General features: G+C 34.9%; 28 protein-coding genes and 3 pseudogenes. 22 read left to right on the top strand and 9 right to left on the bottom strand.

From position 1 onward, the window contains the following. Positions 1–50 precede the first annotated feature (50 nt). The 7 genes and pseudogenes from ACTWP4_RS01340 to ACTWP4_RS01310 form a co-directional block, all read right to left on the bottom strand. Positions 51–872 (bottom strand): carbohydrate ABC transporter permease, encoded by an 822-nt coding sequence (locus ACTWP4_RS01340; RefSeq protein WP_443126957.1) that lies wholly within the window; start codon positions 870–872, stop codon positions 51–53. A 6-nt stretch (positions 873–878) separates the two neighbouring features. Further along, positions 879–1,751 (bottom strand): carbohydrate ABC transporter permease, encoded by an 873-nt coding sequence (locus ACTWP4_RS01335; protein ID WP_443126956.1) that lies wholly within the window; start codon positions 1,749–1,751, stop codon positions 879–881. Positions 1,752–1,846: 95 nt separating this feature from the next. Next, positions 1,847–3,169 (bottom strand): ABC transporter substrate-binding protein, encoded by a 1,323-nt coding sequence (locus tag ACTWP4_RS01330; RefSeq protein WP_443126955.1) that lies wholly within the window; start codon positions 3,167–3,169, stop codon positions 1,847–1,849. Between the two features lie 5 nt (positions 3,170–3,174). Next, positions 3,175–4,137: a transketolase family protein gene (locus ACTWP4_RS01325; protein WP_443126954.1), complete on the bottom strand. Its 963-nt coding sequence runs from the start codon at positions 4,135–4,137 to the stop codon at positions 3,175–3,177. 19 nt (positions 4,138–4,156) lie between these two features. After that, the gene (locus tag ACTWP4_RS01320) at positions 4,157–4,999 is read right to left on the bottom strand and encodes a transketolase (protein ID WP_443126953.1); all 843 of its coding nucleotides are present in this window, start codon (positions 4,997–4,999) and stop codon (positions 4,157–4,159) included. 17 nt (positions 5,000–5,016) lie between these two features. After that, positions 5,017–5,706: a FadR/GntR family transcriptional regulator gene (locus ACTWP4_RS01315; RefSeq protein WP_443126952.1), complete on the bottom strand. Its 690-nt coding sequence runs from the start codon at positions 5,704–5,706 to the stop codon at positions 5,017–5,019. Positions 5,707–6,011: 305 nt separating this feature from the next. After that, positions 6,012–6,465: pseudogene (locus ACTWP4_RS01310) on the bottom strand (YtoQ family protein). 168 nt (positions 6,466–6,633) lie between these two features. Between ACTWP4_RS01310 and ACTWP4_RS01305 the strand changes: the two are divergent. From ACTWP4_RS01305 to ACTWP4_RS01245, 13 genes are all read left to right on the top strand, one after another. Beyond that, on the top strand, positions 6,634–6,825 hold the full coding sequence (locus tag ACTWP4_RS01305; protein ID WP_443126951.1) for a hypothetical protein: 192 nt from the start codon (positions 6,634–6,636) through the stop codon (positions 6,823–6,825). Between the two features lie 188 nt (positions 6,826–7,013). Continuing rightward, entirely contained in the window at positions 7,014–7,187 is a 174-nt protein-coding gene (locus ACTWP4_RS01300; protein WP_443126950.1) for a hypothetical protein, read from the top strand. A gap of 46 nt (positions 7,188–7,233) precedes the next feature. Beyond that, the gene (locus ACTWP4_RS01295) at positions 7,234–7,848 is read left to right on the top strand and encodes a histidine phosphatase family protein (protein ID WP_443126949.1); all 615 of its coding nucleotides are present in this window, start codon (positions 7,234–7,236) and stop codon (positions 7,846–7,848) included. Between the two features lie 318 nt (positions 7,849–8,166). Further along, positions 8,167–8,460, top strand: a complete 294-nt coding sequence (locus tag ACTWP4_RS01290) for a hypothetical protein (RefSeq protein WP_443126948.1) — start codon at positions 8,167–8,169, stop codon at positions 8,458–8,460. A gap of 72 nt (positions 8,461–8,532) precedes the next feature. Beyond that, positions 8,533–8,892: a hypothetical protein gene (locus ACTWP4_RS01285; protein WP_443126947.1), complete on the top strand. Its 360-nt coding sequence runs from the start codon at positions 8,533–8,535 to the stop codon at positions 8,890–8,892. Between the two features lie 71 nt (positions 8,893–8,963). Then, entirely contained in the window at positions 8,964–9,542 is a 579-nt protein-coding gene (locus ACTWP4_RS01280; RefSeq protein WP_443126946.1) for a hypothetical protein, read from the top strand. A 26-nt stretch (positions 9,543–9,568) separates the two neighbouring features. Then, complete coding sequence (locus ACTWP4_RS01275; RefSeq protein ID WP_443126945.1) at positions 9,569–10,276, top strand: class I SAM-dependent methyltransferase; 708 nt, start codon at positions 9,569–9,571, stop codon at positions 10,274–10,276. A 23-nt stretch (positions 10,277–10,299) separates the two neighbouring features. Next, a complete protein-coding gene (locus ACTWP4_RS01270; RefSeq protein WP_443126944.1) occupies positions 10,300–10,965 on the top strand; it encodes an HAD family hydrolase in 666 nt (221 codons plus the stop codon). Positions 10,966–11,063: 98 nt separating this feature from the next. After that, positions 11,064–11,378 (top strand): hypothetical protein, encoded by a 315-nt coding sequence (locus ACTWP4_RS01265; RefSeq protein ID WP_443126943.1) that lies wholly within the window; start codon positions 11,064–11,066, stop codon positions 11,376–11,378. 358 nt (positions 11,379–11,736) lie between these two features. Beyond that, positions 11,737–12,180, top strand: coding sequence for an Rrf2 family transcriptional regulator (locus tag ACTWP4_RS01260; RefSeq protein ID WP_443126942.1), 444 nt, complete (start codon positions 11,737–11,739; stop codon positions 12,178–12,180). Between the two features lie 65 nt (positions 12,181–12,245). Continuing rightward, the gene (locus ACTWP4_RS01255) at positions 12,246–13,142 is read left to right on the top strand and encodes an NAD(P)/FAD-dependent oxidoreductase (RefSeq protein ID WP_443126941.1); all 897 of its coding nucleotides are present in this window, start codon (positions 12,246–12,248) and stop codon (positions 13,140–13,142) included. 26 nt (positions 13,143–13,168) lie between these two features. Further along, positions 13,169–13,753, top strand: coding sequence for a class I SAM-dependent methyltransferase (locus tag ACTWP4_RS01250; protein WP_443126940.1), 585 nt, complete (start codon positions 13,169–13,171; stop codon positions 13,751–13,753). 246 nt (positions 13,754–13,999) lie between these two features. Beyond that, the gene (locus tag ACTWP4_RS01245; protein WP_443126939.1) at positions 14,000–15,490 is read left to right on the top strand and encodes an extracellular solute-binding protein; all 1,491 of its coding nucleotides are present in this window, start codon (positions 14,000–14,002) and stop codon (positions 15,488–15,490) included. Positions 15,491–15,601: 111 nt separating this feature from the next. On the opposite strand, the gene htpX is transcribed toward ACTWP4_RS01245, so the two are convergent. Beyond that, the gene (gene htpX, locus ACTWP4_RS01240) at positions 15,602–16,507 is read right to left on the bottom strand and encodes a protease HtpX (protein ID WP_443126938.1); all 906 of its coding nucleotides are present in this window, start codon (positions 16,505–16,507) and stop codon (positions 15,602–15,604) included. Positions 16,508–17,878: 1,371 nt separating this feature from the next. Here htpX and ACTWP4_RS01235 point away from each other — a divergent pair. The 9 genes and pseudogenes from ACTWP4_RS01235 (at position 17,879) to ACTWP4_RS01195 (ending at position 25,036) form a co-directional block, all read left to right on the top strand. After that, positions 17,879–18,025, top strand: coding sequence for a PfkB family carbohydrate kinase (locus ACTWP4_RS01235; protein ID WP_443126937.1), 147 nt, complete (start codon positions 17,879–17,881; stop codon positions 18,023–18,025). After that, positions 18,022–18,240 carry a PfkB family carbohydrate kinase gene (locus ACTWP4_RS01230; RefSeq protein ID WP_443126936.1) on the top strand — a complete coding sequence of 73 codons (219 nt, stop codon included), beginning with the start codon at positions 18,022–18,024 and terminating at the stop codon, positions 18,238–18,240. Before ACTWP4_RS01235 ends, ACTWP4_RS01230 begins: the two co-directional genes overlap by 4 nt. Before the next feature lie 400 nt (positions 18,241–18,640). After that, positions 18,641–18,949 (top strand): UxaA family hydrolase, encoded by a 309-nt coding sequence (locus ACTWP4_RS01225; RefSeq protein WP_443126935.1) that lies wholly within the window; start codon positions 18,641–18,643, stop codon positions 18,947–18,949. A 13-nt stretch (positions 18,950–18,962) separates the two neighbouring features. Beyond that, a complete protein-coding gene (locus ACTWP4_RS01220) occupies positions 18,963–20,111 on the top strand; it encodes a UxaA family hydrolase (protein ID WP_443127348.1) in 1,149 nt (382 codons plus the stop codon). Positions 20,112–20,323: 212 nt separating this feature from the next. After that, positions 20,324–20,454, top strand: a pseudogene (locus ACTWP4_RS01215) (SUMF1/EgtB/PvdO family nonheme iron enzyme); the annotation flags it as partial. Between the two features lie 918 nt (positions 20,455–21,372). Continuing rightward, complete coding sequence (locus tag ACTWP4_RS01210) at positions 21,373–22,656, top strand: ABC transporter substrate-binding protein (RefSeq protein WP_443126934.1); 1,284 nt, start codon at positions 21,373–21,375, stop codon at positions 22,654–22,656. Between the two features lie 81 nt (positions 22,657–22,737). Then, entirely contained in the window at positions 22,738–23,625 is an 888-nt protein-coding gene (locus ACTWP4_RS01205) for a carbohydrate ABC transporter permease (protein ID WP_443126933.1), read from the top strand. A gap of 15 nt (positions 23,626–23,640) precedes the next feature. Next, on the top strand, positions 23,641–24,462 hold the full coding sequence (locus tag ACTWP4_RS01200) for a carbohydrate ABC transporter permease (RefSeq protein WP_443126932.1): 822 nt from the start codon (positions 23,641–23,643) through the stop codon (positions 24,460–24,462). A gap of 73 nt (positions 24,463–24,535) precedes the next feature. After that, positions 24,536–25,036, top strand: a complete 501-nt coding sequence (locus ACTWP4_RS01195; RefSeq protein WP_443126931.1) for a hypothetical protein — start codon at positions 24,536–24,538, stop codon at positions 25,034–25,036. Here ACTWP4_RS01195 and ACTWP4_RS01190 read toward each other — a convergent pair. After that, positions 25,016–25,378 (bottom strand): annotated as a pseudogene (locus tag ACTWP4_RS01190) (transposase); the annotation flags it as partial. The gene ACTWP4_RS01195 and the pseudogene ACTWP4_RS01190 overlap by 21 nt on opposite strands. Positions 25,379–25,621 lie beyond the last annotated feature (243 nt).

Raw genomic sequence — 25,621 nt, 5'->3', positions numbered from 1 at the left:
AGATGAAACCAGTCGTGAACATAGTTCACGGCTGGTTTTTTATAAGATATTTATCCTTTCACAGATCCCGCTGTCATCCCCTCAATTAATTTTTTCTGGGCAAAGAAGAACATAATACAGACAGGAATGATGGTAATGATCCCCCCAGCCGTTAATAAATCCCACTGCACACCCAATTGACCGATTAAATTCTTTAATGTGACAGGTATCGTTCTAGTAGCTTCATTCGTAAAAAGTACGGCAAAAGTGTATTCATTCCATGACTGAATAAAAATATAGACACCAGTTGCAACAATTGATGGCGTTAGGACTGGCAGGATTACTTTTATAAAAGCTATGGCTCGATTTGCGCCATCTATCATGGCTGCTTCCTCTAATGCATTAGGCAAGTCTTTTAAATAACCTGTAAGCATCCACACGGAGAAAGGAATCGTAAATGTTGCATAAGCCATTACTAACGATAGTGGCGTATATAATAGATCAAAGCTTCGCATGATCGCAAATAAGGGAATAAGCAACAATACATTTGGAAACATATTATTCGTTAAAAATAAACCCATCAGTAGACTTTTTCCTTTGAATTCGTATCTGGTAAAAGAATAAGCTGCCAAAGTAGAGACAAAAAGTGTAACAAAGGTAGTGATCGTCGCCACTAAGAAACTATTCCAGATCGGCAAAAGAAAATTAAACTCGCCAAATAGTTTTTGATAAGAAGCAAAAGTTAACTCTTTTGGCCAATAGGTGACGGTGGAACCATATAACTCATCTTCCGGTTTGATGGATGTAACAAATGTCCAATAAAAAGGAAACAGCAAAAACAGTAAAATAGTACCCAATGGAATATATAATGAAACAATTCTCTTCCAACGCATCACTCATTACCTCTCTTTAAACGCATTTTTGAGATATGGAACAGCTACCATGGCTAACATGAACATTAAGACAAGTGCCATACTGGAAGAATAGCCTAAGTCCAAAACTGTAGCCTTATTGAAGATATAAACACTTAAGGTTTGTGTAGAGTATGATGGGCCACCACCAGTCATGTTATGGATAATATCAACAGAATTAGAAACCCAGATAATTCGAAGTAATATAGTAATTATGATGACATTCTTTAATGATGGAATCGTGATATGAAATAGCTTTTGTAGTTTGCTGGCACCATCAATTTCAGCAGCTTCATACATTTCCCGTGAAATCACTTGCAATCCAGCCAATATCATAATGGCAAAAAAAGGGATACCTTGCCAAATGATTGTGACGATGACAGATCCAAAGGCGGTGGATGTTTGAGACAAAAAGGGAATTCCTTGATCAATCAGTCCTAATTTCATTAACAAGTCGTTTAAAACCCCATAATTTCCATCGTAAATCCACTTCCACATCAGACCTATTAAGACACCAGGTGTAGCCCATGGGATAAGGCTAACCGCACGGACAATGCCGCGTCCCCTAAAAGATTGGTTCAATAATAACGCCAACAAAAAGCCGAACAAAAATTGCAATCCAACACCAAAAACAACCCATACAATCGTGTTTTTAAAGGCAAGCCAAAAGATAGGATCAGAAAACATGTCTGCAAAATTTTGAAATCCAAGATAGGCAATCTTATCAGGACGCCTTAAATCATAGCTCTGAAAACTCATGAAAATGGCCTCAATAACGGGTATAAAAACAACAAAGGTGACAATCAATAATGCCGGTAATACTAGTAGATAAGGCCATAAATTTATTTTTTTCCGTTGCACCTTTTTTCACCTCTGTTTCGTAGTGACTTGGTAAAAGGATTCATGACACAAATTTTGGTAGGTCATGAATCCTGTTGAATCCGATTACATTTTTGTTATTCTTCGTGTAGACTTTTTTGTAATTGCTGCATAGCTTCTTCCGCTGTGATATCTCCTAATAATGCAGAGGCTGTCGTGTTTGGCCAAACTGTACTGATCCATTCTGTCGTCGTATCTTTAATCGGTAAAATTCCGGCAAAAGGCATTCCTTCAATCGAAGCTTTCATAAATTTATTGTTTTGAAAATGGTCCATTTCCTGTACACGAGTACTTACTGGTACATTACCTGTTGCGATCGTCCAATCTTCTTGACCTTTACCAGTGGCTAAATAGGAAACCCATTCGAATGCTGCTTCCTTATGTTCGGTTGATTCGAAAATAACATTATTGGTATCTCCCATTGATGTCCATTGTCCAACACCTTTAGGGAACGGAAATGCAGACACATCATCACCGAATGTTTCCACCATTCCAGCGGAAGAACCTGTATGGTGAACGGTCATGGCAGTCCGCCCTGATTTGAAATTAGCAATAATTTCATTAAATCCATCAGTAGTAGCAGATGGTGGGGCATATCCATTTTGGTATATATCAATAAAGTCCTGCATGCCTTGAATTGCTTCTTCACTGGTCATATTGTCAAAGTCCCCGCCACGGGCATGAATAAAACTTCCCCAAGGCTCCTGGCCACCAGTGGCACCACGCATACCGAAACCATAAATATCTGTATTTCCATCACCATCAGTGTCCATTGTTGTTTTCTCAATGGCGGTTAACAATTCTTCATAGGTGGTTGGAACTTCAACACCTGCCTCCTCAAAAATCGAAGGGCGATAATACATGTATAAAACTTGCGTATTCCAAGGCATTACATATATGCTGTCTGTGCCACTTGCTGTTTTCATAATATTGTATAAGTTCTCGTCGATATCGGATTTATCTTCCCAGCTATTAATATAGTCATCAAGATTCACCAGTAAATTATTTGCAGTAAAAAGTGGAGTAGAGGTCAGTTTAAAAGCAGCAACATCTGGTCCGCCGCCACCCATTGCAGCAGTAAACAATGTTTCACTATATCCGCCGCCATCCCATGGATATTCTTCTCCAACAACTGTAATTCCTTTATCATTTGTCTCATTAAATTCTGCTATAATATCTTGCATTAAGTTAGAGTATTCGGAATTATCAGCCCAATACCAATAGGTTAGTTCAACCTTTTCCTCCTGATCTGACTGCGTTCCTTCCTGTTCCGTTTCGGTTGATTTGTCATCTTCAGAGTCAGTGGTATCTTGATTGGAAGAGGAGTTATGGGTAGAGACACAAGCAACTAAAAGGAAAGATAATGCCAATACGAACATCAATGCTATTAATCTCTTCATCCTTTTCAACCCCTTATTTTTAAATTTTGTTCTTTATGATCCAATGCTTTTTTACAAGCTGCGACAATGTTGTCAGCAGTTAATCCATACTTTTCGAGCAATTCTTCAGGTGAAGCGGATTCTCCAAACGTATCTTGTGTTCCAACTTTGTGCACTGGTACAGGGTATTCTTCAGCTAAGAGTTCTGAAATAGCACCACCTAGCCCCCCGATAACGGAGTGTTCTTCAGCTGTTACCACACATCCAGTCTGTTGTGCTTCATTAATAATAGCTTCCCTATCCAGTGGTTTAATGGTATGGATGTTAATAACGGAAGCATTAATTCCTGCTGAAGCTAGCTGTTCTCTAGCTTGGAGTGCACGTTCGACCATAATCCCACATGCAAAAATGGATACATCTTTCCCTTGTTTAATTGTACGTGCTTTACCGATTTCGAACGGAGTGGTTTCGTTAGTAACGATGGGAACCGGGGTGCGTCCTAGCCTTAGGTATACTGGTCCCATCCATTCCACGCTAGCTTTAGTGGCTTCATATGCTTCATTTTCATCAGCTGGAACAATAACAGTCATTTCAGGCATGGCTCTCATCGATGCAATATCTTCTAAAGCTTGGTGAGTTGCCCCATCCTCTCCACATGTCAATCCTGCATGGCTGACTGCGATTTTTACGTTTGCCTGATTGTAGCAAGCGGCTAGACGTATTTGTTCATTTGCTCTTTGTGCGGCAAAAACAGCATAAGTAGTAGCAAATGGAATGTAATTCGATAATGCTAAGCCTGAAGCTGTTCCGATCATATCTTGCTCTGATATTCCAATTTGAAAGTACCTTTCGGGATATTTATTCGCGAAAGCCTCCACTCTGACAGATTCAGCTAAATCGGCACATAAGGCGACGACCTTTTGATTTTCTTCTCCCATTTCTAGCAAAGCTTTGCCAAAACCATCACGACCACTTTTTGCCTTAGTCATCAGTATTCCTCCTTCATTATCATTTCGCAATTAAGTCTGATCCGAAACTGCTAGTGCCGATTTCTTCCAGTGCGCGAGTGGCTTCCTCTGTTGAAGGAGCCTTTCCGTGCCAGATTGCTTCATTTTCCATAAAAGAAACTCCTTTTCCAATCACAGTTTTTGCGATAATGGCTGTTGGAGCACCAGTGTTTTGTTCAAATAGATCAAATGCCTTTTTAACTTCATTTACTTCGTTTCCATCAATTTCAATCGTATGCCAGCCGAATGCTTTGAATTTTTCAGCGATAGGCTCAATATTCATGACATCCTTGACATGGCCGTCAATTTGGATGTCATTCCAGCTAACAATTAATGCGATTTGATCCAAATGGTGATGTGCTGCTGTCATCGCTGCCTCCCAAACTTGGCCTTCTTGAATTTCACCATCACCAACTAAGCAATAGATCTTCGCATCGCTTCCTCGAAGACGATTGGCTAGTGCCATTCCATTGGCAATTGAAAGTCCTTGTCCCAGTGGACCTGCTGAGGTTTCAAGTCCGGGTAAGTCATGACGAGATGGGTGTCCCTGTAATCGGGAATGTAGTTTTCGGAAAGTCCATAATTCTTCAATCGGGAAGTAGCCACTTCTTGCCATGGCTGAATAGAGCGCTGTACAAATATGCCCATTGCTTAAAACAAAGCGATCACGGTCTTCCCAATCAGGTTGTGATGGCCGATGGTGTAATCGATTGAAGTATAATTCGGCAATGATGTCGGCAGCACCTATTGCACCACCGGGGTGCCCAGTATTTTTACTTGTTAATTGAATGACATCACGTTTAATTCTTTTTGCAATTTCTTTTACTTCTCTCGTATTTGCCATTAATATTTTTTCCTCCTTTAATTTGGATTGGTCTCCATCATGTTGACAATTCGTTGTCTAACATCATGAAACTGCAATTCTAGTAATTTTTCTGCTTCCCCAATATTTTGCGTTAGGATAGCTTGATATAGTTGGTGATGAAGTTCTGCAGCTTGTGCTAAATTTTCGGAGTGATGTAGTTCGCTTTTTTGTTCGAACAATTCCCAAAATGCATGAAGTAATTGGTCTAACACTAGGTTGTTTATTCGTGAATAAAGAATACGGTGAAATAATTGATCCTCTTCTTTAAATAGTTGCTTTTTAAGAGCTTTTGCTTCCATCCGATTAACCAAATCTCTCATCATCTGTAAATCTTCCAAATTTAAAGCTTCAATGGCGGAAGGTAAAAACCCCCTTTCAAGGTTATAGCGAACATCTAATAGTTCCAGTAAGGATGCCGGTCTTGCGCGAAGCAGAATGTTCCAACCACCGAGTATGGAGTTGCTGACATCAGGGAATTTCACTTCTCTTCCTCTTCCTTGTGTAGGTACAATAATTCCACTTGCTTCAAATTCACGTAACAATTCACGTAAAACAGGCCTGCTAACACCTAGGCGTTCTGTTAATTCTTTTTCTGATGGTAGATTTTTTTTTGCTGATAGGCATTCCACGATGATGTCGATAATTGCACCTTTTTGTGCCACTTTTTTCTCTGCATTCTTTTTCATCATCTTCCTCCAACTAATAGGGACATCTTAACTTGTTAAACATTTATTAGATTTGTATGACAAATGGATAATAAGTATGACAAAAATAATGAAGCTGGGGGTCATGAGGAACTTAGCCAAGTTCTATTCGACCATAAGGATAAAAAGACAGTGTGGGACGTCGGTTAGAAGAGTTCTATTCGACGGTAAGGATAAAAAAACAGGATGGAACGTCGATTAAAAGGATTCCATTCGACGATAAGGGTGAAAAAAAGGGGATGCCCATAAGTCATTTGCTAGTACTTATGGGCATCCCTTCGATATTCTTATTCATAGATATAAGCAATGGTATCTAATGCTTGATCGATATTTTTAACGGTGACATTAGCTTTGTTAGACAGTTCTTTTAATGGATGGATGAGTGATTCTGGTCTGACAATAATGGTTGGAATATTCATCGCAATCGCAGTGCTTGTGTCCATTGCGGTATTCCATTGCGGTATTCCATTGCTTGAATTTTTCGCCAAAAAGGGCAATGACGATATCCGATTTTTTCATCAAAACTTGTGTTCTAAAATTATTAATATCTGAAGCAGCAGCGTCTTTATATAGATTACTAGGTTGTTTACCTAAGATGTCCTCTCCGACATTATCAGAACGGTCATGATTTGTTTGTGGTCCGACAAATGTTAGTGGAAGGCCTTTTTCTTTTGACTTTGCTTCTACTTCTTTTCGCCAATCATCATGGATCTGTCCTGCCAAATAAACAGTTAACTGCATATATAATCCCCTCTCTAATCAATATTATCTTCATCATATTAAAAACTGCATCCTTTTTCAAAAAATAGAATATTAATGATAGAAGCTTCTTTGAGATAATGTTAACAATTGTAAAAGGATATGTTAACATTTTAGTAGGAAATAATTTACTTTTTCGGGGGCGTAAAGATGAAAAGTAAAGCTCGAACAATCAGTACACTTATATGTAGTTTACTTATTTTTGCTGTTGGTTTATATAGAATATTAACTGAATCACTTACTTCAACACCTTTGATTGTAGCATATATCTTTGTAATTGCTGGACTAATTGGAGTTGTGGCAAACGGTATTCTGCTAGGTAAAATACCAAGTGCTAAATAAAAATTCAAAAGATATATTCACGAGATAAGTGCTAGTATCTCGCCAAGAAACAAACTATATTCCCCAATGGAGGGTTGTTAATTGGAAATGATAATTAACGTAGTACTTGGAGTAGGTATTGTCTTTTTAGTATTAGTTTCGTTTATTGTGTTTCATAGCTTTAAAAACAGATGAAAAGGAGGATTTGCATGGCTCCAAATAAACCTTTTAATGATGTAATGGAGCATAAACAAAACATAGAGGGGGCTCCTACACATAAAGGTGGTCGGCTTCCACTCCCAATTAAAATAATCGGATATTTCCTTTTTGGTGGGATGATCCTGATGGGAATTATGGCTATGGTTGCTAATTTTATCTTTTGAGGAATTTCGCTCCTTGCCCAAGCTACTAATTAAAGGATGGAATTAAATGACTATTTATCTTGTGCGACATGGTAAAGATGAAGATGGCTTCCGAGGTGGTTGGAGCCAAAGAGGACTTATTGACGAAGGCATTCAACAATCTAAGAAGTTAGGAAACTATTTGAAAGAGAAAAAGAAGAATTTTAGGATAGATCGTATTATTTCAAGTGATTTAAGAAGAGCCTTGGACACAGCAGAATATATTGGTGATAATCTTCAATTATCTGTTTTATCATCTAAGTATTGGAGAGAAACAAACAATGGTTTGCTTGCTGGAATGCCAAATGAAGTAGCAAATCAAAAATATCCAGGCTTATACTTTAATAGTTTGAAAATGGATGAGAGATACCCTGGTGGGGAAAGTCCCATGGAAAACTTCACAAGAATAAAACAGGCATTTGAAAGGTTATGTATGGAACAAGTTAAACGAAATCAACAAGAAAATATCTTAATCGTAACTCACGGTGGGGTCATAAATATCATTTATCATATCTTGAAAGGGAAAGAATGGACCAATAAAAATAAACCATTTCCTGCTTTTCATACAAGTATTCATACTATTGAATATATCAATGATAATTGGGAAGTTACGCAAGAGAATTCAAATGCACATTTAATATAACAGAATTTTTAATTTAATTATAGAGTAACTAGAAAAAGGTGGTCATAGAAATTGATCGCCTTTTTTATTGGAGAAATCAATTATATATATGGAATAATATGCTAATATTGAATTGAGTAGTTATTGAACTTATGGGTAGTATTGTTCTACAAGGTTAATGGAATATTTTCTAAAGCTTAGGTAAGAGGTGTTTGGTTATATGAATAAGTTTTTATCTTATTTAGCTTTATTAATTGTATTTTCTTTAGTAGGTTGTTCAGATAGTGAGAATATCTCTAAAATCAAATTCAATGATATTACACAAATAAGAATGAGTATGTGGACAATCACTACGATAATGTAGGTGTGGAATTAACTCAAGACGAGATTAATCAGGTTTTAGATTTATATAATTCGGTTCCAGAAGAAAGAATTAGTGAAGTTAAGCAAGTTCCCTCTGACCTAAAAGCAGGAATTACATTTGATTTAAAGAAGGAAACGGAAATTCGTATTCAGTATGATGGGGAGAAAATTTATAAAACATACTCAGATAAAAAAGGACAAAAAAAGTATGTAATTGATTATCCAGAATTAAATACATTCTTTGATAACAAATTAGAAGAGAAAAACTAGATTTTCTTACTGTACTAACTTGGTAGTTGAATAAAAACAAGGAGAATTATTAAATATCTGTGGGGGGATAATGTGAGTTTGTATTTACGCAATTATTCGAATGTACTTAAAAAGAACTTTATGTTACTCATAATGGGATCAGTTTTGTTGATACTAACCTTCTTTATATGGGCTGGGGTTCCTTTTTTTATAATTGGAAATGCGGTAGCAGAAATAACTTCTAATATGGCAATTATTCATTTTTGTATTTCTATTTCAGGAGGACTTTTGTTTTCTTTGTTCTTTGTGCCAATCAATTTAAAAGTTGCTACAAATATAGCTAAGATAAAAGATTGTAGTGTGGTGAATGCTTTTATTCGTATAGAAATAATATGGATATTAGTATGTTCTTTAATTTTTGAAATAGTTTTAATTATCGTAATTCAACTATAGGGTATTTTTCACAACAATGGTAATGCTTTATCTTTAATTAAATTACTATAATCAAATAGAAGGAGAGTACAATGGAAAATTCTTTATTAATGAGGGCAGAGGTAACCTATTCTTTGAATTTTTTGATTTACATACAAAATATTTACCTTAATCAAAATCGTAGTGAAGGAGAATTAAGATTCCCGTATTATCGATCTGCAATATCTTTTAAGGAAGAGTTTGCTTTAAATTTTAAAAATGTATGGGATGAAATTTCACAAAGAGTATCTGATCATCCTAGTAACGGTTTAAAAATATTTGCTGAAGAAAAAGATTTGTTTTATCAAAGTTTGTTCATTAAAAATCCCGATAGTTTAAAGGAATTTCATGAAATTTATAAATCCTTTAAAGTGTGGTGGGATAGCTTTATAGGGCATTTTGCATTAGAAAGGTCAATCGATGAAAAAGGTCAAGAATTATATAAAGAGCTGGCAACTGCATTAACGCAAAGAAGAATTCAACCTCAAAAGGAATTGGATATTAGCTTAGTTTATGATGAATGTTTATTAGTTAATTTAGATATTTCTTCTTACTTTGCAGTCGTTCCTATCAAAGATTTCTTTTTTAAGTATAATGATTTGGTTTCCGAATTACAGAAGTGTATTGATTAAGCTTAACTTAAAAGAGAGGTGAAACGATGAAAGAAAGAGTGAAAGAAACATTCAATCAGCTTGCCAAAGTTTATGAACACAGCGTAGACACAGTGAGTTTGTATAATAGTGAATATGAAAGACCAGCTATGTTAGAGCAATTGCCACAATATTTATATGATAAAAGTATTTTAGATGCTGGATGTGCAGCGGGATGGTATACTCTGCAATTTATCAACCGAGGAGCAAATGTGGTAGCAACTGATATAAGCCCCGAAATGGTTAATGCTACAAAAAGACGTGTAGGAGAAAAGGCAGAGATACAATGTTTAGATTTAGCGGCAGAACTACCTTTTGAAGATAATACGTTTGATATCATAGTTAGTTCACTTACACTTCATTATCTCAAGAAATGGGATAATACTTTTAGCGAATTTCAAAGGATATTGAAACCTAAAGGGATCCTATTGTTTTCCGTTCATCACCCTTTTACTGATATAAAATTACCTCACAATGCCAATTATTTCTCAACAGAATTAATTATTGATAAATGGAATAAGGAAGGCAAATTATATGAAGTACCATTTTACCGACGACCTCTAAGCGAAATAATAAACCAAACACAAAAATATTTCTCTATTGAAAAAGTTACGGAGCCGCAGCCTACTTTGAAATTTAAAGATCAATCACCGGAGAGATATAATATATTGATGAAAGATCCACAGTTTTTAATTATAAAGGCACTTTTGAAATAAAATATGAAAGGAAGGAGCATCACATGGCTATATATAAAGTAATTTTATTCGATTTGGATGGTACACTTTCAGACCCAAAGGTAGGTATAACTAAATCTGTTCAATATGCGTTACATAAAATGAATATTTTTGAGCCTGATATTGATAAATTGGAATGTTTTATTGGACCACCATTACAGGTGTCATTCACTGAATATTATAATTTTGATAGGGCAGACACACAAAAAGCAATAGATTTATATAGGGAGAGGTTTAGAGAAACGGGACTGTTTGAAAATGAGTTATATTCCAATATTCCTATACTATTAAAAACGTTAAAAGAACAAGGGGTTTCTTTAGTTGTTGCAACTTCAAAGCCTACTGTTTTTGCGGAGAGAATATTAAAGTATTTTAATATCGACCAATATTTTGAACTTATTGTAGGAAGTAATCTCGATGGAACAAGATCCTCAAAAACAGAAATTATTCAATACATATTAGATACATATAATGAACATAAACTGGATGACTTTATTATGATTGGAGACAGAAAGCACGATATTATTGGAGCAATTAATACAAGAATTGACTCTATTGGAGTTACTTATGGGTATGGTTCATGTGAAGAATTGAGTGATATCAAGCCAACTTATATTGTCGAAAGTGTTAATCAGTTACAAAATACTTTGATGGGGGGCAAAGTAAAATAAGCAATTGGGAAGCATTTTTTTAGGATTAGAGCCTTTTTTTCACAGGGTATGGGTAGAAGAGGGAAATCACCTTTTTTATTGAAGTAAAGGAGGAGAAGATGAATAAACATATACAGCGGGAATTGTCACTTCTATCTCTTGTCCTTGTAATTGTATTTGTTGTCATATTCATAGCTTGGTTATTGTTTAAGGATTCTTTAAGCCTAGAAACAGTTGTAAGAGAAAGTACGATTGAACGTGTGAATAAACAGGAAGGTACTATTACTGTAGAGTGTGTACAAAGCAAAGTTGATGAGATTAGTAAATTTAAAGAGGGACAAAAAGTAAAGGTATGGTTCGCCGTACCAAGAAGTGATGAAGACCTTTGGAATTGCAAGGAAAATAAAATTAAAGGTGTAGAAGTTTTGGAATAGTAAGAACAATTATTATCAACTTGTCCTTTGTTTTGTATTTGAACTTAATGACTTTAGAGTGTATAAGATAATACGATAATATTCTAATGGTGGTGAAGGTAATGAGTATTGGTGCCTGGGTTGCCTTAGGTATCGCCGTAACCGTCGCAATAGGTTTGTTTGGAAAGTCGAAAGAGAAATAATTGCTTCTTTAATATTTTATGAATGGAACCAGGTGGTCAACATGTTGATCGCCTTTTTGTATTGTAAAAAAATTCCACTATTAAAGCTGAGTAAATAACTTGTGATCTCTTCTATTTTGATTTATAATCAATTACAGACATAAAAGGTCTTTAATATATCTATGAGGTGAAAAGTAATGAAATATTCAAGAGCCACTAATTATGCTTTACACACAATGGCCTATTTAACGTTGACACCAAAGGGAAAGTCTGTTGGTGTAGATCAATTAGCTAAAATCCAAAATCTATCACCAACTTACCTTTCGAAGATATTAACAAAGCTTGTCAAAGCAGGGCTTATTGAATCAACTCCTGGTGTTAAAGGAGGATATAGTATTGTAAGACATTCTCGTGAAATTTCTTTTTTAGATGTGATCCATGCTATTGAAGGGGAAACCACCTTATTTAGCTGTTCATTGGAACATGAAGATAATAAAAATGGAGAATGTTTAATTGAAAATGTCATGATTGAAGCAGAAAGAAAGATGAAAGATGATTTAGACAACAAATACATTATTGATATCGCAAAACAAATCGAATCTGCAAAAAATCATAAAATAAACTGTGAACAATCACATTAATTTTTTTATCCCAATTATAGATATTAAAGGTCTTTAATGTAATTAATAAAAGGAGGAAGATAAAAATGTTGTTAGATTGTGTCATTATCGGTGGAGGACCATCAGGCCTTAATGCTGCTTTAGTGCTAGCAAGAGCAAAAAAGAATATTATGCTGTTTGACGAAGATAAACCTAGAAATGCTGTAACCCATGAATCACATGGATTTATAACAAGGGATGGTATCAAACCTTCTGAATTTAAACGAGTTGCTAAGCAGGATTTAATGAAATATTCCAATTTATCAATTGAAAATCAACGAGTGTCTGATATAAAAAAAGAAAATAGATCCTTTATTATTCAAACAGGTAATAGGCAATCTTATCGTTCTAGAAAGGTTATTTTAGCTACGGGTCTTAAAGATGTACTGCCAGATATAGCAGGAATTCATGATTTTTATGGTACGAGTTTATTTGTTTGCCCCTTTTGTGACGGGTGGGAATTAAGAGACCGTCGACTAGTTGTTATTGCAGAAAATGATCGTGCAATGCATTTGACAAAAATGGTTTCTAATTGGAGCAGTAACCTAGTTGTCTGTACAAATGGAAAAAATATATTCTCACAAGAGGAGGTAGAGTTACTAACTAAAAAAAATATCAAGATTATGGTAGATGAAATAGACAGTTTACAAGGAGAAAATGGTCATCTGCAAAAGGTGCAGTTTAAGAATGGTAAAGAAATCGAAAGAGAAGGAGGTTTTGTCGCCGGTGAACTAAAGCAGGCATCATTTTTGGCTGAGACATTAGGATGTGCCAAGAATAAGATGGGTGGCATAGAAACAGATAATTTGGGACGTACGAATATTGAAGGAATCTATGCCAGTGGAGATACCACTTTCGCACTCCCTCAATTAATTGTAGCCGCAAGTGAGGGCAGTAAAGTTGCAAGTGGAGTTGTAAGTGACTTAATAAATGAAGATTTTTAAAGTAAATGAAAAGGAGATTGATTCAAATGGACAACAAAGAGTTTAGTTCCAAAGAAATGGCACATTTTGCAAAAAAAGTTGAATTCCTTGATAATCCTGAAAGAAGAGGAGATATACCTCCAGGACAACTACTGCAAATGATTCCTGTTCATAAAGGTGATAACATCTTAGATTTAGGTGCAGGCACAGGATATATAACCATTCCAGCTGCTAAAAGCGTGGATGGGTTAGTGTATGCATTAGATATAGATACTAAAATGTTAGACATTGTAAATACCAAGGCAAAAGAAGAGGGGATTACAAATGTCAAAACGTTGGAAGCTAGTATTGATGATATTCCTTTGAATGATAATGCAATTGACATTGTATTAGCTTCCTTAGTTTTACATGAGGTTAAGGATTTATCAACTTCACTAAAGCAAATTAAACAAGTACTAAAACCTGCCGGATACTTCGTTTGCGTTGAAATAGAAAAGCAGGAAAATCATAATGAAAACCATCCGAGAATTCCTTCATCGCTTATGGAACAAGAGATTAAGAATGCAGGACTTAGTGTAATGCAGAAATTGTATACAACTGATGATATATACATTATCATTGCAAAGAAATAATAATTGAAGATTAAATGCTGGAGCCTCATATTGGAGAGGTTCCTTCTTTAGTTGCGCTAAATTTTAACTTGTTATAAAAAAATGATCATGTGACAAATAGTAATTTCATATTCTTTACAATAAGCAGCGACACAAGATCTCACTTTTAAATAATACAGGGTAAAAATAACAACGTTGTTAAATGAATTAATGAAAGGAGGTGGTTTGTTTTTAGCTTAGTGAATCATCAATAGGGGGTATGGATTAATGGGGAAAAAGAGCATTTTTGTATGGAGTATGTTGGTAATGTTCATGTTAGCTGCTTGTAGTGATGATGATACATCATCAAATGAGGAATCATCATCAGGGCCTCAAGAGATATCGATGATGTTCAATTTGCATGTGCCCGAGGTTCCGGAGCCTCGTCTGGAAGAACTTTTAGAAGAGGCAACAAATACAAAATTAGATATTCGCTGGGTACCTGATAATAATTATGCAGAGAATCTTAATACGGCAATTGCGACAAACAATTTACCTGATGTATTTTTGCTAAAGGATGTGACATTGGATCAGCAAAAAGAAGCTGTACGAGACGGTCAATATTGGGAAATAGGACCATACTTAGAGGAGTTCCCTAATTTAAATAAGTTAAAGCCTGAAATTTTAAAAAATACGATGATAGATGGTAAGTTATACACTTTATATGCTGGACGTCCACTTTCTCGTCAAGGATTAATTTATCGCAAGGACTGGGCAGATAACTTAGGTTTAGATGCACCAACTAATTTAGAGGAATTATACGAGATGATGAGAGCGTTTACCGAAGATGATCCAGATGGAAATGGCAAAGATGATACAATAGGTTTAACTGATCGGGAAATTTTGGGAACATTTGAAAACTTCGCAACGTGGCATGGTGCACCGAACAACTGGGGTGAAAAGGATGGAAAGCTCTTGCCACAATTTATGTTCCCTGAGTACCGTGAGGCAATGGATTATTTTAAAAGCTTATTTGATAATGGCTATATCAATCGTGATGCTCCAGTAACAAGTAAAACTGATCAGCAGGATTTATTGAAAAACGGAACTGCAGGTGTCTATATTGGCACAATGGGTGATGTAGAGCCGATGTATCGAGATGCAGTTGCAATTAATCCAGATGTTGTTTTGGACGTGCATAATTATATAGAAGGCCCTGATGGTGAATATCGCACCAGATCGATTCCGGGATATGGAAGTATGTTAATTTTTCCAAAGTCCTCCGTTGAAACAGAGGAGGAGCTAAAGGGGATCCTCGCTTTCTTCGATTTCTTAATGACACCTGAGGGTTCCAATTTGTTGTATTGGGGTGTAGAAGGTGAGCATTATGAAGTGGTAGATGGTTATGCGAAAGTAATACCAGAAAATAAAAATCAATATAATCTTGAAATTCGGCCATATACCCCTTTAGAAATTGGTGAGCCTGAAACGAATGGACGATATACGGGTTACTATGAATATGAACCACGAGCAAAAGCAGATGAGCTTTATATGGATAATAATGATTATCTAGTTAAAGATTTGACTGCTCCACTTGATTCTCAAACATGGGCGGATAAATCAGAAATTTTATCTCAGATCATGGTGGATGCTACTTATCAATATTTCCTTGGAGAGATTGATAGTGCAGGTTTTGATGCGGCGATAGAAAAATGGAAAGAAGAAGGCGGCCAACAGGTGATAGAGGAATATACTGAACAATGGAAGGAAATGCAATAAACAAGGCTTACGGGAAAACAATGGGACAGAAGGAATTATCCTCTGTCCCATTTTTCTATAATTTATCACGGTGCTAATCGTCCTTACAATTCCAATGATGGAAGTCTCACTTTATCGTTGCTCAAGCTTGGCAATACGTTCTTCTAAAGGTGGGTGTGATGAGAATAACGATATCATGCCACCTTTTCCGCTGATTTTCATCGTCTGGATGGCGGAGTCGTCGGAACGATCATTAATTGTTGCTCGGTCGACATGCTTTTGTAAAGAGCGTAATGCATGTGCCATTTTGTCACGTCCTGCCAAGTCCGCTCCACCTCGGTCTGCGTGATATTCTCGGTGTCGGGAGTAGGCACTTACGACGATACTACCAAGAATTGAAAATAAAATTTGAAAGACAATAATTGCAGCAAATTGTACGATCCACTGGATTTCTGAACGGACAAAACGTGATACGATAATCGCTGCAATACGAGAGAAGAACACAACAAACGTATTGACAATACCTTGTAAAAGCGTCATTGTCACCATATCACCATTAGCAACGTGTGCCACTTCGTGTGCGATAATACCTTCTATCGCATCGTCATCCATCGTTTCTAACAGTCCTTGTGAAACAGCAACCAATGAACGTTTTTTAGTTGGTCCGGTTGCAAAAGCATTTACTTCTCTGGATTGGTAAATCCCAACTTGCGGTGTGTGTGCCAATCCGGCTGCACGGGATAATCGCTCCACTTTCTCATATACAACACGTTCTTGAGCTGATGCTGGACGGTTTGGATCAATTACTTTTACCTTCATCATCATTTTAGCCATCCAACGAGACATCGCTAGTGAGATGAAAGCTCCTGCAAAACCAACTACCAAACTAAAGACCATGAGTGTAGTGTAATTAATAGTACCATCACTTTCGATGGTTCCACCAATATTTGTGTATCTTGTGATAATTGACCATACGATAACAATCGTCGTCATTACCAGAATATTCGTAAAAATAAATAATAATAAACGCTTACCCATTTCTTAACCCCCAATTCAGTGAAATCTTCATATTCTATAATATCATACTTGTCCATTTAGCAAATAATATAATGATACTTCACATTTTATCACGGTGCTAATCGTCCGAAAAACTTCCACTTCAAGATTCGAGTAAATCAAAGAAGCTAAGTGGGGGATAACGGACGCTAACACCCTGATAAGTTTCACTAGCCATCAGTGGGGCCACTGATGGAAGTCTCATTTTATCGTTGCTCAAGCTTGGCAATACGTTCTTCTAAAGGTGGGTGTGACGAGAATAACGATATCATGCCACCTTTTTAGATCAGCTAGAGCATTTACCTGTATGTAATACCATTATTGATATTTATGATGATCGTTTTAGAATTGAATCCTTCCTTCGTAAATTCGGTCTGATTTCTAAGGAAAAAGCACCCCTTTTTTAATAGTATAAAAAGAAGGGGTATTTGTGATGCTTTCATTTATCTGTTAACGACGGGTAAATTCAATAATTCCTATTTCTAAACACTATGAGAGATAAGTCATGGTCTTCCTTTTTGCTAAATTCAAATAAATACGAAAGGGAAATTGTGAATATTGTAAATAAGTCTTTTATTATGTGAAAAACCTTTTGATCAAAATACACTTAAAAAGTGAGCAGTTAAGCTGTGGATTACTTTCTTTGTTTATATAAGAGTTAGCTGATTTTTCTTCTCTTATTCTTAGGGAACTTACCTTTGGATTTTATGGATTTATTAGAAAAACAACACATTAATCCATTGTGTATCAAGAGATTAGATCGGCTGTAAAAGAATATTTATTTTAATAGATCTCTTATTTAATAGAAGTATATTATTGTTTAATTGTTAATATATATCATAAGTTAAATTAACCATATTTTTAAGACAAATTGACAAATAGTTTTAGTGGTTTTATATCAAAAGGTTATTCCTTTTTATTAGTATTCTTTTCTGGTTAATAGGTTGCTCGGAATCAGAAACATCTGAAGACATTATTAATGAAATAAAACCAGATGAAAAGGTAAGTTTGTTGTAATGTCTTTTTTAAAAGAGGTTCTAGAGCAAGAAAATTCGAAAAATGCCGAAATATTTTTTAACCAAATGTATTGAATTTATATTATTTATATTGTAATATGTCTGTAAACGATTACTTATATTATTTTAAACACATTAAAATTATAATCTGAAAGCGATGGAATATGAACGATCTCTTGAGTTATTATGTTGCAACTTCAATTATTAATAATAAATCAGTGTAAATAATCGTGTTTTTAAGATAGCTATGGACAATTATATTTTTTAACTCATGTGATAACGATTACACATATGGTGAATCAGGAATGATAATTTCAAAGAAAAGGAAGTTGATCAAGTGGGTATATTAGTTGTTGGAAGTTTTATGATGGACTTAGTGGTACGAACATATAGGGCGCCAGAAGAGGGAGAGACAATTATAGGAGACAGTTTTGCTAGGTTTCCTGGAGGTAAGGGGGCAAATCAAGCAGTTGCAGCTGCTTGATTAGGAGAAAAAGTGACAATGGTTGGAAACTGAGAACGGATGAATTTGGTGATGAGGCAATTCGTACTTTAGAAAAGGAAGGTATTAATACAAATTATCTCTTGCGAGATCCGAAACATACAACTGGTGTTGGTTCTGTTACATTAGAAAGGGATGGAAGTAATCGTATTATTGTTGTACCTGGGGCAAATTTAGCTACTCAGATACGGATGTAAACCAAGTGAAAGACATTATTCGCTCTTCAAAAATATTAGTTATTCAATTGGAAATGGATATAAAGATGGTTGAAAGAGCAGTTTCATTATGAAACTGAATCAGAAATATTAAAAGGAATTAAAGTTAAAGATACTAAAGATGCTGAAAGAGCTGTTGGGAACCAGAGTTATCATTAGTCCAATTGTACTAAAATAATATCCTCTATCTTGGTTATGTATCCGAAGTGCTTCATTTTTGTGAAGCTATTTTTGAAGACCTGAGATAATTTAAAGATCATATGTAGCTATTTATGATTTATGGAGTGTACATGGAAGTGTTGATTTATATGCAGATGAGTTATCTAATTTCCTGAAATGTGGTTGAGCCTGGGATAATATTTTTTTCAAGGGAGGAGAAACATTGAATAAACAATATAAATTTGTTCTTCTTAATCAATCTGATAATGTCGTTGTGGCACTAGACACCATACCTAAAGGTAGTGTTGTACCTATAGAAGAAATAAACGGAAAAATGAATGATATTAACTTAAAAATGGAAATAGCTTTTGGACATAAATTTGCGATTCGGTTGATTAAAAAAGGAGAAGCTATCATTAAATATGGGGAAGTAATTGGCTCAGCAATAACCGATATTGAATCTGGTGAACATGTACATGTTCATAATTTAGAAGGAGTAAGAGGGAGGGGAGATCAACTTGACAAATATTGATAATCAAACATTTATGGGATACCGAAGACATGACGGTAGTATAGGTATACGAAATCATGTATTAATCCTACCTACTATTACGTGTGCTACACAAGCAGCTAAACAAATTACTGAACTTGTTGACGGAACGGTTTCCTTTATACATCAACATGGATGTGCTCAAGTAGGCGATGATTACGAACAAACATTTAGAACGTATTATGGCATGGGAGCGAATCCTAATGTATATGGTGTGGTAGTGCTTGGATTAGGTTGTGAAACACATCAAGCGAAAACAGTTGCTGGAGAGTTAAAAAAAACAGGTAAGCCAGTTGAACTAGTTTCCATTCAAGATGAAGGTGGCACCTTAGATGCTATTAGTCATGGTGCGAAGTTAGCAGCGAAGTTAGTACAAGAAGCATCGACTCAAAAGCGCGAACCTTGTAGTTTAATAGATTTGATTGTTGGAACGGAATGTGGAGGATCTGATGCTTGTTCAGGTTTATCGGCAAATCCGGCAGTAGGAAAAGTGAGTGATTTAATTGTTGAACAAGGAGGGACAGCAATATTAGCAGAGACAACAGAATTGATTGGTGCCGAGCATCTTTTGGCAGAAAGAGCAGTCAGTCCACAAGTTTCTGAAAATGTATTTGAAATTATAAAGAATATGGAAGGCCGAGCATTTGATATGGGAGTGGATATTAGGACGGGGAACCCAAGTCCAGGAAATATCAAGGGTGGAATTAGCTCGTTGGAAGAAAAGTCATTAGGTGCGGCAAATAAGGCCGGAACCAGTTTACTTCAAGAGATAATTGCTTATGCTGAAAAGCCTACTAAAAAAGGACTTGTGTGGATGGATACACCAGGTCATGATATTGAACAATTAACAGGAATGTCTGCGGGAGGTGCGCAAATAGCTTTGTTTACTACTGGACTCGGAACACCAACTGGGTCTCCTATAGTACCTACAATCAAGATAAGTACAAACACACCTTTATTTGAACGAATGAGCGAAAATATTGACATGAATGCAGGAACAGTTATTGAAGGAGCAGAATCACTGGATAGTGTAGGAGATAGAATCTTGAAAGAAATAATTAACGTTTGTTCAGGAAAACTGACTAAAGCAGAAATATTGAAACAGCATGATTTTGGTATATGGCGAATTGGTCCGACATTTTAATTTTAGGAAGTGAGATACAATGATGATAATAAATAGATATTGATTCAATGAGTCCCAAACACTTCGTAATTCATGAATAATCTTAATGACGGCTATCTAGCAACTGCACATGTTAAGTCTTTCCCTAAATGTTTAGGAAAGGTGTGTTGATGATTTTTAAATTGATTGAAATGGGACAAATTGATAATGATTTTATAGATAGAACCCCATTCAAAGTAATGGAAGGAAGTTCATATTTGTGTCATAAATCGTACTGTAATAGATTCGAGTTGTAGCAAGAAGTACCGATATGCCTGATAGTTCAAGTGGAAATATTGGGTATAGGTGTGTAAACGGTCTATGAATAACCGATATTATCAGAAAAAGATATATAATATTTAAGCATAAAAAAATCGCCTCATTGTGTAAGTGATTAGAAACAAAAAAGGAGGCGATAAAAAAGAATATGGTTAAAATTCTTTTTAAAAATTATATTCAAAGTATGTAAATCACACAAAATACTAATCTAAATAAAAACTAATTTCTATAGTGTAGAGGTGAAATTTTGTTTATATTAATAAAACTATTGCAATAACAATTTATATTATAGTATATTATGTGTAAACGATTACCTATTAAAGTTTACGCTTACATAATAAAGTGGATTCCTGTAGTATAAAGACACTACAAAATAAAGGATGATATTGATATAAATGTTTGTAAGAAGCATTAATTTTTTACAGATAATTTAATGAAATGTAATAAAAAAATTTTTTTAAGTATATCTGATAACGTTTACATATAAGTATAAAGAATGTGAAAGGGGTGATATAACACTAATTGAAATTTGCATTACACTCACTATTATAATAAAAATGCGTGGTAACAAAAGTTGAAAAATGGAGAGTTTATTTGTTTTTAATTCAAAGGATTTTGTTTTAATTTTGACAACATGTTCTAATGTTTCTGAATCAAGTTGAGCCAATGACGATGTAGTCACTGTGAAGCTTTGGGGCTTTCATACTGATGAAGATATGAAGTTTTTTTGTGCGTTAGAAGAAGAAGAATATAGTAGTCAATAAATTTACCAAATGAAAAAAATATTGAGGGAGAAAGACTTGCAAAAGGAGGAGGTATAAAGAAGTAAGTTAGTTAATAATCCAATTCTTTCTCGCCACTATATGAAAGCACTTACAGATAATGATGATATTGCAGACAATTGAAAAGAAATGAAGTTAATTTAAAGAGTATAAAGTAATGTATGAATAGGAGGAAAAAATATATGAAAAAAACAATAATATTTATGCTGTTAATGTTGCTTGCTTTTTCAGTAAGTTGTAGTTCTGATTCTAGTACAAATAATGATAGTACGGATAACGGTGTAGTTGAATTAAGTTTCTGGAGACATGAACACCCAGAGGAAGAGGCAGCTTTAAAAAAACTTATAAAGTCTTTTGAAGATGAACACCCGGATATAAAAATAAACATGGAAATTAAAGCTGACTATGAGACTGCTATTCGAACGGCATTGTCTGGAGGAACTGCACCGGATATTATGCAAATAGATGGTCCTACACTTGCTTCTTATGCTGCTAATGATGCAATCATACCACTAGACGAATTTTATGAACGTGATGGAGGAAAAGAAGATATTCTTGATCCTATTGTAGAAAGCTTGACATATGAGGGTAAGATGTACGCAGCTCCACTTAATGATGCTAGTATAGCAATGTTTTATAATAAAAAATTATTCGAAGAAAACAATGTAACAATGCCACCAAAAGAGGTGAGTGAAGCTTGGGATTGGAATGAAGTCCTAGAAGCTGCTAAAAAAATTACTGATAAAGATAATGATGTGTATGGTTGGCAACCATCTATGGGTGGTGTTGATTCAGGTGAAGGTCAAGTATTTTCTTTAATGCCATTAATATGGCAATCGGGAGGATCAATTGTAAGTGATGATGTTTCTACTGCCAGCGGATATCTAGATTCAGAAGAATCCATTAAAGCACTTGATTTTTTGAGATCGCTTTATCATGAAGAAGGAGTTGCACCTGTAGAACAACAGGAAGATGCATTTCCAAATGGAAAAATTGGAATAATGACTGTTGGGCCTTGGGAAATTCCTTATTTAGAAAATGAATTTCCGGATTTTGTATTAGGTGAGGATTGGGGAATTGCTCCTTTATGGAGAGGAAAAGAGCAAGTTACACCAAATGGTAGCTGGAATATGGCTATTACTTCACAAACCGACTATGAAGAAGAAGCTTGGTTATTCCTTGATTGGGTAACAGGAGAAGAAGGTGCAAAGGTATGGTATGAGGAAACAAAAAATTTACCAGCAAGGGAATCAACAATGGAATTTTATGATGAATTAGGTGAGTATCCAATGAATATATTTGTCGAACAAGCAAAAAATCACGCTCATCCACGCCCTGTTACTCCCGAATACGTTACAATAAGTCAATCTTTTGGAGATTTGTTTGTAGATTTAGCGATTAAAAACACAGATGTAGAATCTGCAGTAAATAAAGCAGTTCAAGATATAAATAGCGTTCTTGAATAATGAGCAATTAGAACAAATTAAACTAAATGAGGAAGTTTAAAGAACTTCTTCATTTAGTTATAGATTGGGGATGAACTATATATGAAATTAATTTCTTACCGTAAAAGTGAGGCGATAGCAGCATACTCATTTATATTACCGGCTTTTATATTACTCTTGATTTTTATTCTAAACCCTATGTTTCAATCATTAATTACAAGTTTTTATGATGTGAATTTAATTAGTGATGATAAATCATTAGTTGGAACAGCTAATTATACAAATTTACTTAGTGATATGGATTTTTATTCGAGTTTGGGTCATTCTTTTTATTTTGGACTATTAGTTTTACCTATACAAACAGCGGTTGCCTTAGGGTTAGCGCTACTAGTAAAAAAACATTTTCGTGGTGTGGGAATATTTAGAATGATTTATTTCGTTCCCTTTGTGATATCGATGAGCGTCGCTTCTTCAATATTTAAAATGATATATAATAAAGATTCTGGTTTAATGAATGCGATTCTTAGTGGTTTTGGCTTTCCATCCTTAGATTTTTTATCTAATCCTAGTATAGCAATGCTAGGTGTAGCTCTTCTAGGTACATGGAAATCTATGGGATTTTTTATGATAGTTTTTTTAGCAGGTCTCAATAATATTCCGGATGATTTATATGAGTCTGCTCAAATAGATGGTGCTGGACCAATAAGACGTTTTATTTCAATTACTCTGCCATTACTGAAAAAAGTTATGACATTTGTTGTTATTATTACAACGATGGATGCATTAAAAATATTTATTCCAGTTTATGTAATGATGGAAGGTGGAGGTCCTGCTGGCTCTACAAGAACTGCTGCATATTTTATATACAACACAGCATTCCAAAAAATGGATATGGGATATGCCTCAGCATCCGCGTTTATATTCTTTATTATTATTTTAATAATTTCTTTAATTCAATTAAGGGTGCTTCGTTCAGATGTCGAGTATTAAGAGGGGGAAGCAATTTTGAAAACATTTAAAGTATTTTTTATGACAGTTATTTCGTTTTTTATATTATTACCTATTATCTGGATGATATTAAGTTCTTTTAGATTTGAAGAGGAAATATTTAAGTATACCGAATTAGGTTTACATTTACTGATTCCTGAAAATTGGACATTGCAAAATTACAAAGATATCTTTTCCGGAGATCAACGACCATTAGATGTGTACATGCTTAACACACTCTTTATTGCTGTAGTAGGGACTTTTTTAGGATTATTGGTTAATTCTCTTGCGGCATTTTCATTTGCGAAATTACGTTTTCCTTTCAAAAAAACATTATTTATGGTTTTCTTGTCAACTTTAGCTATCCCGTTTGAAGCTATAATGATTCCACAATATTTAATAATTAGGGACCTAGGATGGTTAGATACTTATACAGCATTGATAGTGCCTCAAATCGTTTGGGCATTTGGGATTTTTTTACTAATTCAATTTTTTTCAGATATACCCACTAGTCTAATAGAAGCTGCTCGAATAGACGGTGCCTCTTGGCTGAAAATTTATACTCGAATAGCTATTCCAATGAGTTGGCCTGCGTTGATTACTTTAGGTATTATTACATTTGTGAATAAATGGGATGAATTTTTATGGGCATTGATTGTTATAAGTGATGATGCTAAACAAGTGATTCAAATTGCAATAGCGTCTTATTCATTAGAACATTATACATCTTGGGGAATGACTTTTGCAGCTTCTACTATTGCCTCTATTCCAACTATGCTTATTTTCTTATTACTGCAAAGATATTATGTCCAAGGTGTAAATACTTCAGGTTTAAAGTAAAATACTTATGGAGGATGACAATGGAGTTTTTGGTTGAAAAGGGATATGCAGTAAAGTGGTTTGAAAAAGGAGATTGGAAAAAATATTTGTTAAAACAAAAGAGCGAAAACGAATTATATTGTATTTAATGTATGGTATGTGTAACTATAATGCAACTGGTCACGTTTATTATAAAATGGGTCCGATAGATCATTATATCGATGAAAAAGTGAGTTTTCAACTGGTCTTGGGAGAATGGAAAAAAGATATTAGATCAGTAAAACGTGATTATCGTTCTATAGAACAATTTTTATGGAATAGATTTGCTCAGTTAGAACTAAAGTCGTTGGAAGATGATTTTCGAAATTTAAAGCTTTTAGAACCCTATGTCCATCACACTTACAATTGGGCTTTTAATAATTGGAATTCAGTATGTTGGCAAGAATTTAATTTAAATAGTGAAAGAGTAGGTATTGTTACTGCTAAGCAAAAGCTAGGTGAAGGTGCGGAAAATCAATGGCGAGAAAAAAGGTTCTGCGTCAAATGTTGGGGTAGGAATCTTTGCTCCTATCCCTTAACCAACTTGAAAATCTAGGTTTTTAAATAGTTGATGCAGTAATACGCGTAACCTTAATCGATCGTATCGTTTAAAGCCAAATGCATTACGTTTAATAACCTTTGTTTGATTATTTAGTCCCTCCACAAATCCATTGTTGTAGTCAAAGGCAAAGCTATTTAAAACTTCTGCTTGCCAGTTCTTGAGTGTACCAGCGGCTTTGATGAACTCATCTAGTCCTGCTTTTTCTTCCTGCTTGTAATAGTTATACAGTCCTTGTTTTACTTCACCTTGATCTTTTGTTCCAACCTTTTTCGCTTCTTCAAACCAGGAGCGAAATGCTTCCTTTAAACCATAGGCGTTTCGTAAATCCTCGGACAAGCCTTAATCTTTCTCTAAATACCACAAGTTTTAAAGAATTTAAAAAGTGAGGATGTAGACACAGCAGGAAGAAATTGATTGGGGAAAGGGTGAAAAGGTCAAAGTAATTTTTATGGTCGCACTTCGGATTGATAAAAATAAAAGAAATATAATAAAAGATCTTAAATTTTTTAGTTGGTCCGGTTGCAAAAGAACGTGTTGTATATGAGAAGTGGAGCGATTATCCCGTGCAGCCGGATTGGC

Source organism: Gracilibacillus sp. D59 (assembly GCF_052246695.1).
In the GTDB taxonomy this organism is placed as follows: Bacteria; Bacillota; Bacilli; order Bacillales; family Amphibacillaceae; genus Gracilibacillus.
The sequence above is the reverse complement of the archived record's forward strand: the minus strand, read 5'-3'. Positions and strand labels throughout refer to the sequence as shown.

Bases quoted from the DNA above. Each gene is read 5' to 3' on its own strand.
- ACTWP4_RS01255 (WP_443126941.1), top strand. From the start codon at position 12,246: ATGTTGTTAGATTGTGTCATTATCGGTGGAGGACCATCAGGCCTTAAT.
- ACTWP4_RS01305 (WP_443126951.1), top strand. From the start codon at position 6,634: ATGAAAAGTAAAGCTCGAACAATCAGTACACTTATATGTAGTTTACTT.
- ACTWP4_RS01250 (WP_443126940.1), top strand. From the start codon at position 13,169: ATGGACAACAAAGAGTTTAGTTCCAAAGAAATGGCACATTTTGCAAAA.
- ACTWP4_RS01275 (WP_443126945.1), top strand. From the start codon at position 9,569: ATGAAAGAAAGAGTGAAAGAAACATTCAATCAGCTTGCCAAAGTTTAT.
- ACTWP4_RS01330 (WP_443126955.1), bottom strand. From the start codon at position 3,169: ATGAAGAGATTAATAGCATTGATGTTCGTATTGGCATTATCTTTCCTT.
- ACTWP4_RS01265 (WP_443126943.1), top strand. From the start codon at position 11,064: ATGAATAAACATATACAGCGGGAATTGTCACTTCTATCTCTTGTCCTT.
- ACTWP4_RS01245 (WP_443126939.1), top strand. From the start codon at position 14,000: ATGGGGAAAAAGAGCATTTTTGTATGGAGTATGTTGGTAATGTTCATG.
- ACTWP4_RS01220 (WP_443127348.1), top strand. From the start codon at position 18,963: ATGGGATACCGAAGACATGACGGTAGTATAGGTATACGAAATCATGTA.
- ACTWP4_RS01205 (WP_443126933.1), top strand. From the start codon at position 22,738: ATGAAATTAATTTCTTACCGTAAAAGTGAGGCGATAGCAGCATACTCA.
- ACTWP4_RS01300 (WP_443126950.1), top strand. From the start codon at position 7,014: ATGGCTCCAAATAAACCTTTTAATGATGTAATGGAGCATAAACAAAAC.
- ACTWP4_RS01315 (WP_443126952.1), bottom strand. From the start codon at position 5,706: ATGAAAAAGAATGCAGAGAAAAAAGTGGCACAAAAAGGTGCAATTATC.
- ACTWP4_RS01325 (WP_443126954.1), bottom strand. From the start codon at position 4,137: ATGACTAAGGCAAAAAGTGGTCGTGATGGTTTTGGCAAAGCTTTGCTA.
- ACTWP4_RS01210 (WP_443126934.1), top strand. From the start codon at position 21,373: ATGAAAAAAACAATAATATTTATGCTGTTAATGTTGCTTGCTTTTTCA.
- ACTWP4_RS01270 (WP_443126944.1), top strand. From the start codon at position 10,300: ATGGCTATATATAAAGTAATTTTATTCGATTTGGATGGTACACTTTCA.
- ACTWP4_RS01280 (WP_443126946.1), top strand. From the start codon at position 8,964: ATGGAAAATTCTTTATTAATGAGGGCAGAGGTAACCTATTCTTTGAAT.
- ACTWP4_RS01295 (WP_443126949.1), top strand. From the start codon at position 7,234: ATGACTATTTATCTTGTGCGACATGGTAAAGATGAAGATGGCTTCCGA.
- htpX (WP_443126938.1), bottom strand. From the start codon at position 16,507: ATGGGTAAGCGTTTATTATTATTTATTTTTACGAATATTCTGGTAATG.
- ACTWP4_RS01260 (WP_443126942.1), top strand. From the start codon at position 11,737: ATGAAATATTCAAGAGCCACTAATTATGCTTTACACACAATGGCCTAT.
- ACTWP4_RS01320 (WP_443126953.1), bottom strand. From the start codon at position 4,999: ATGGCAAATACGAGAGAAGTAAAAGAAATTGCAAAAAGAATTAAACGT.
- ACTWP4_RS01340 (WP_443126957.1), bottom strand. From the start codon at position 872: ATGCGTTGGAAGAGAATTGTTTCATTATATATTCCATTGGGTACTATT.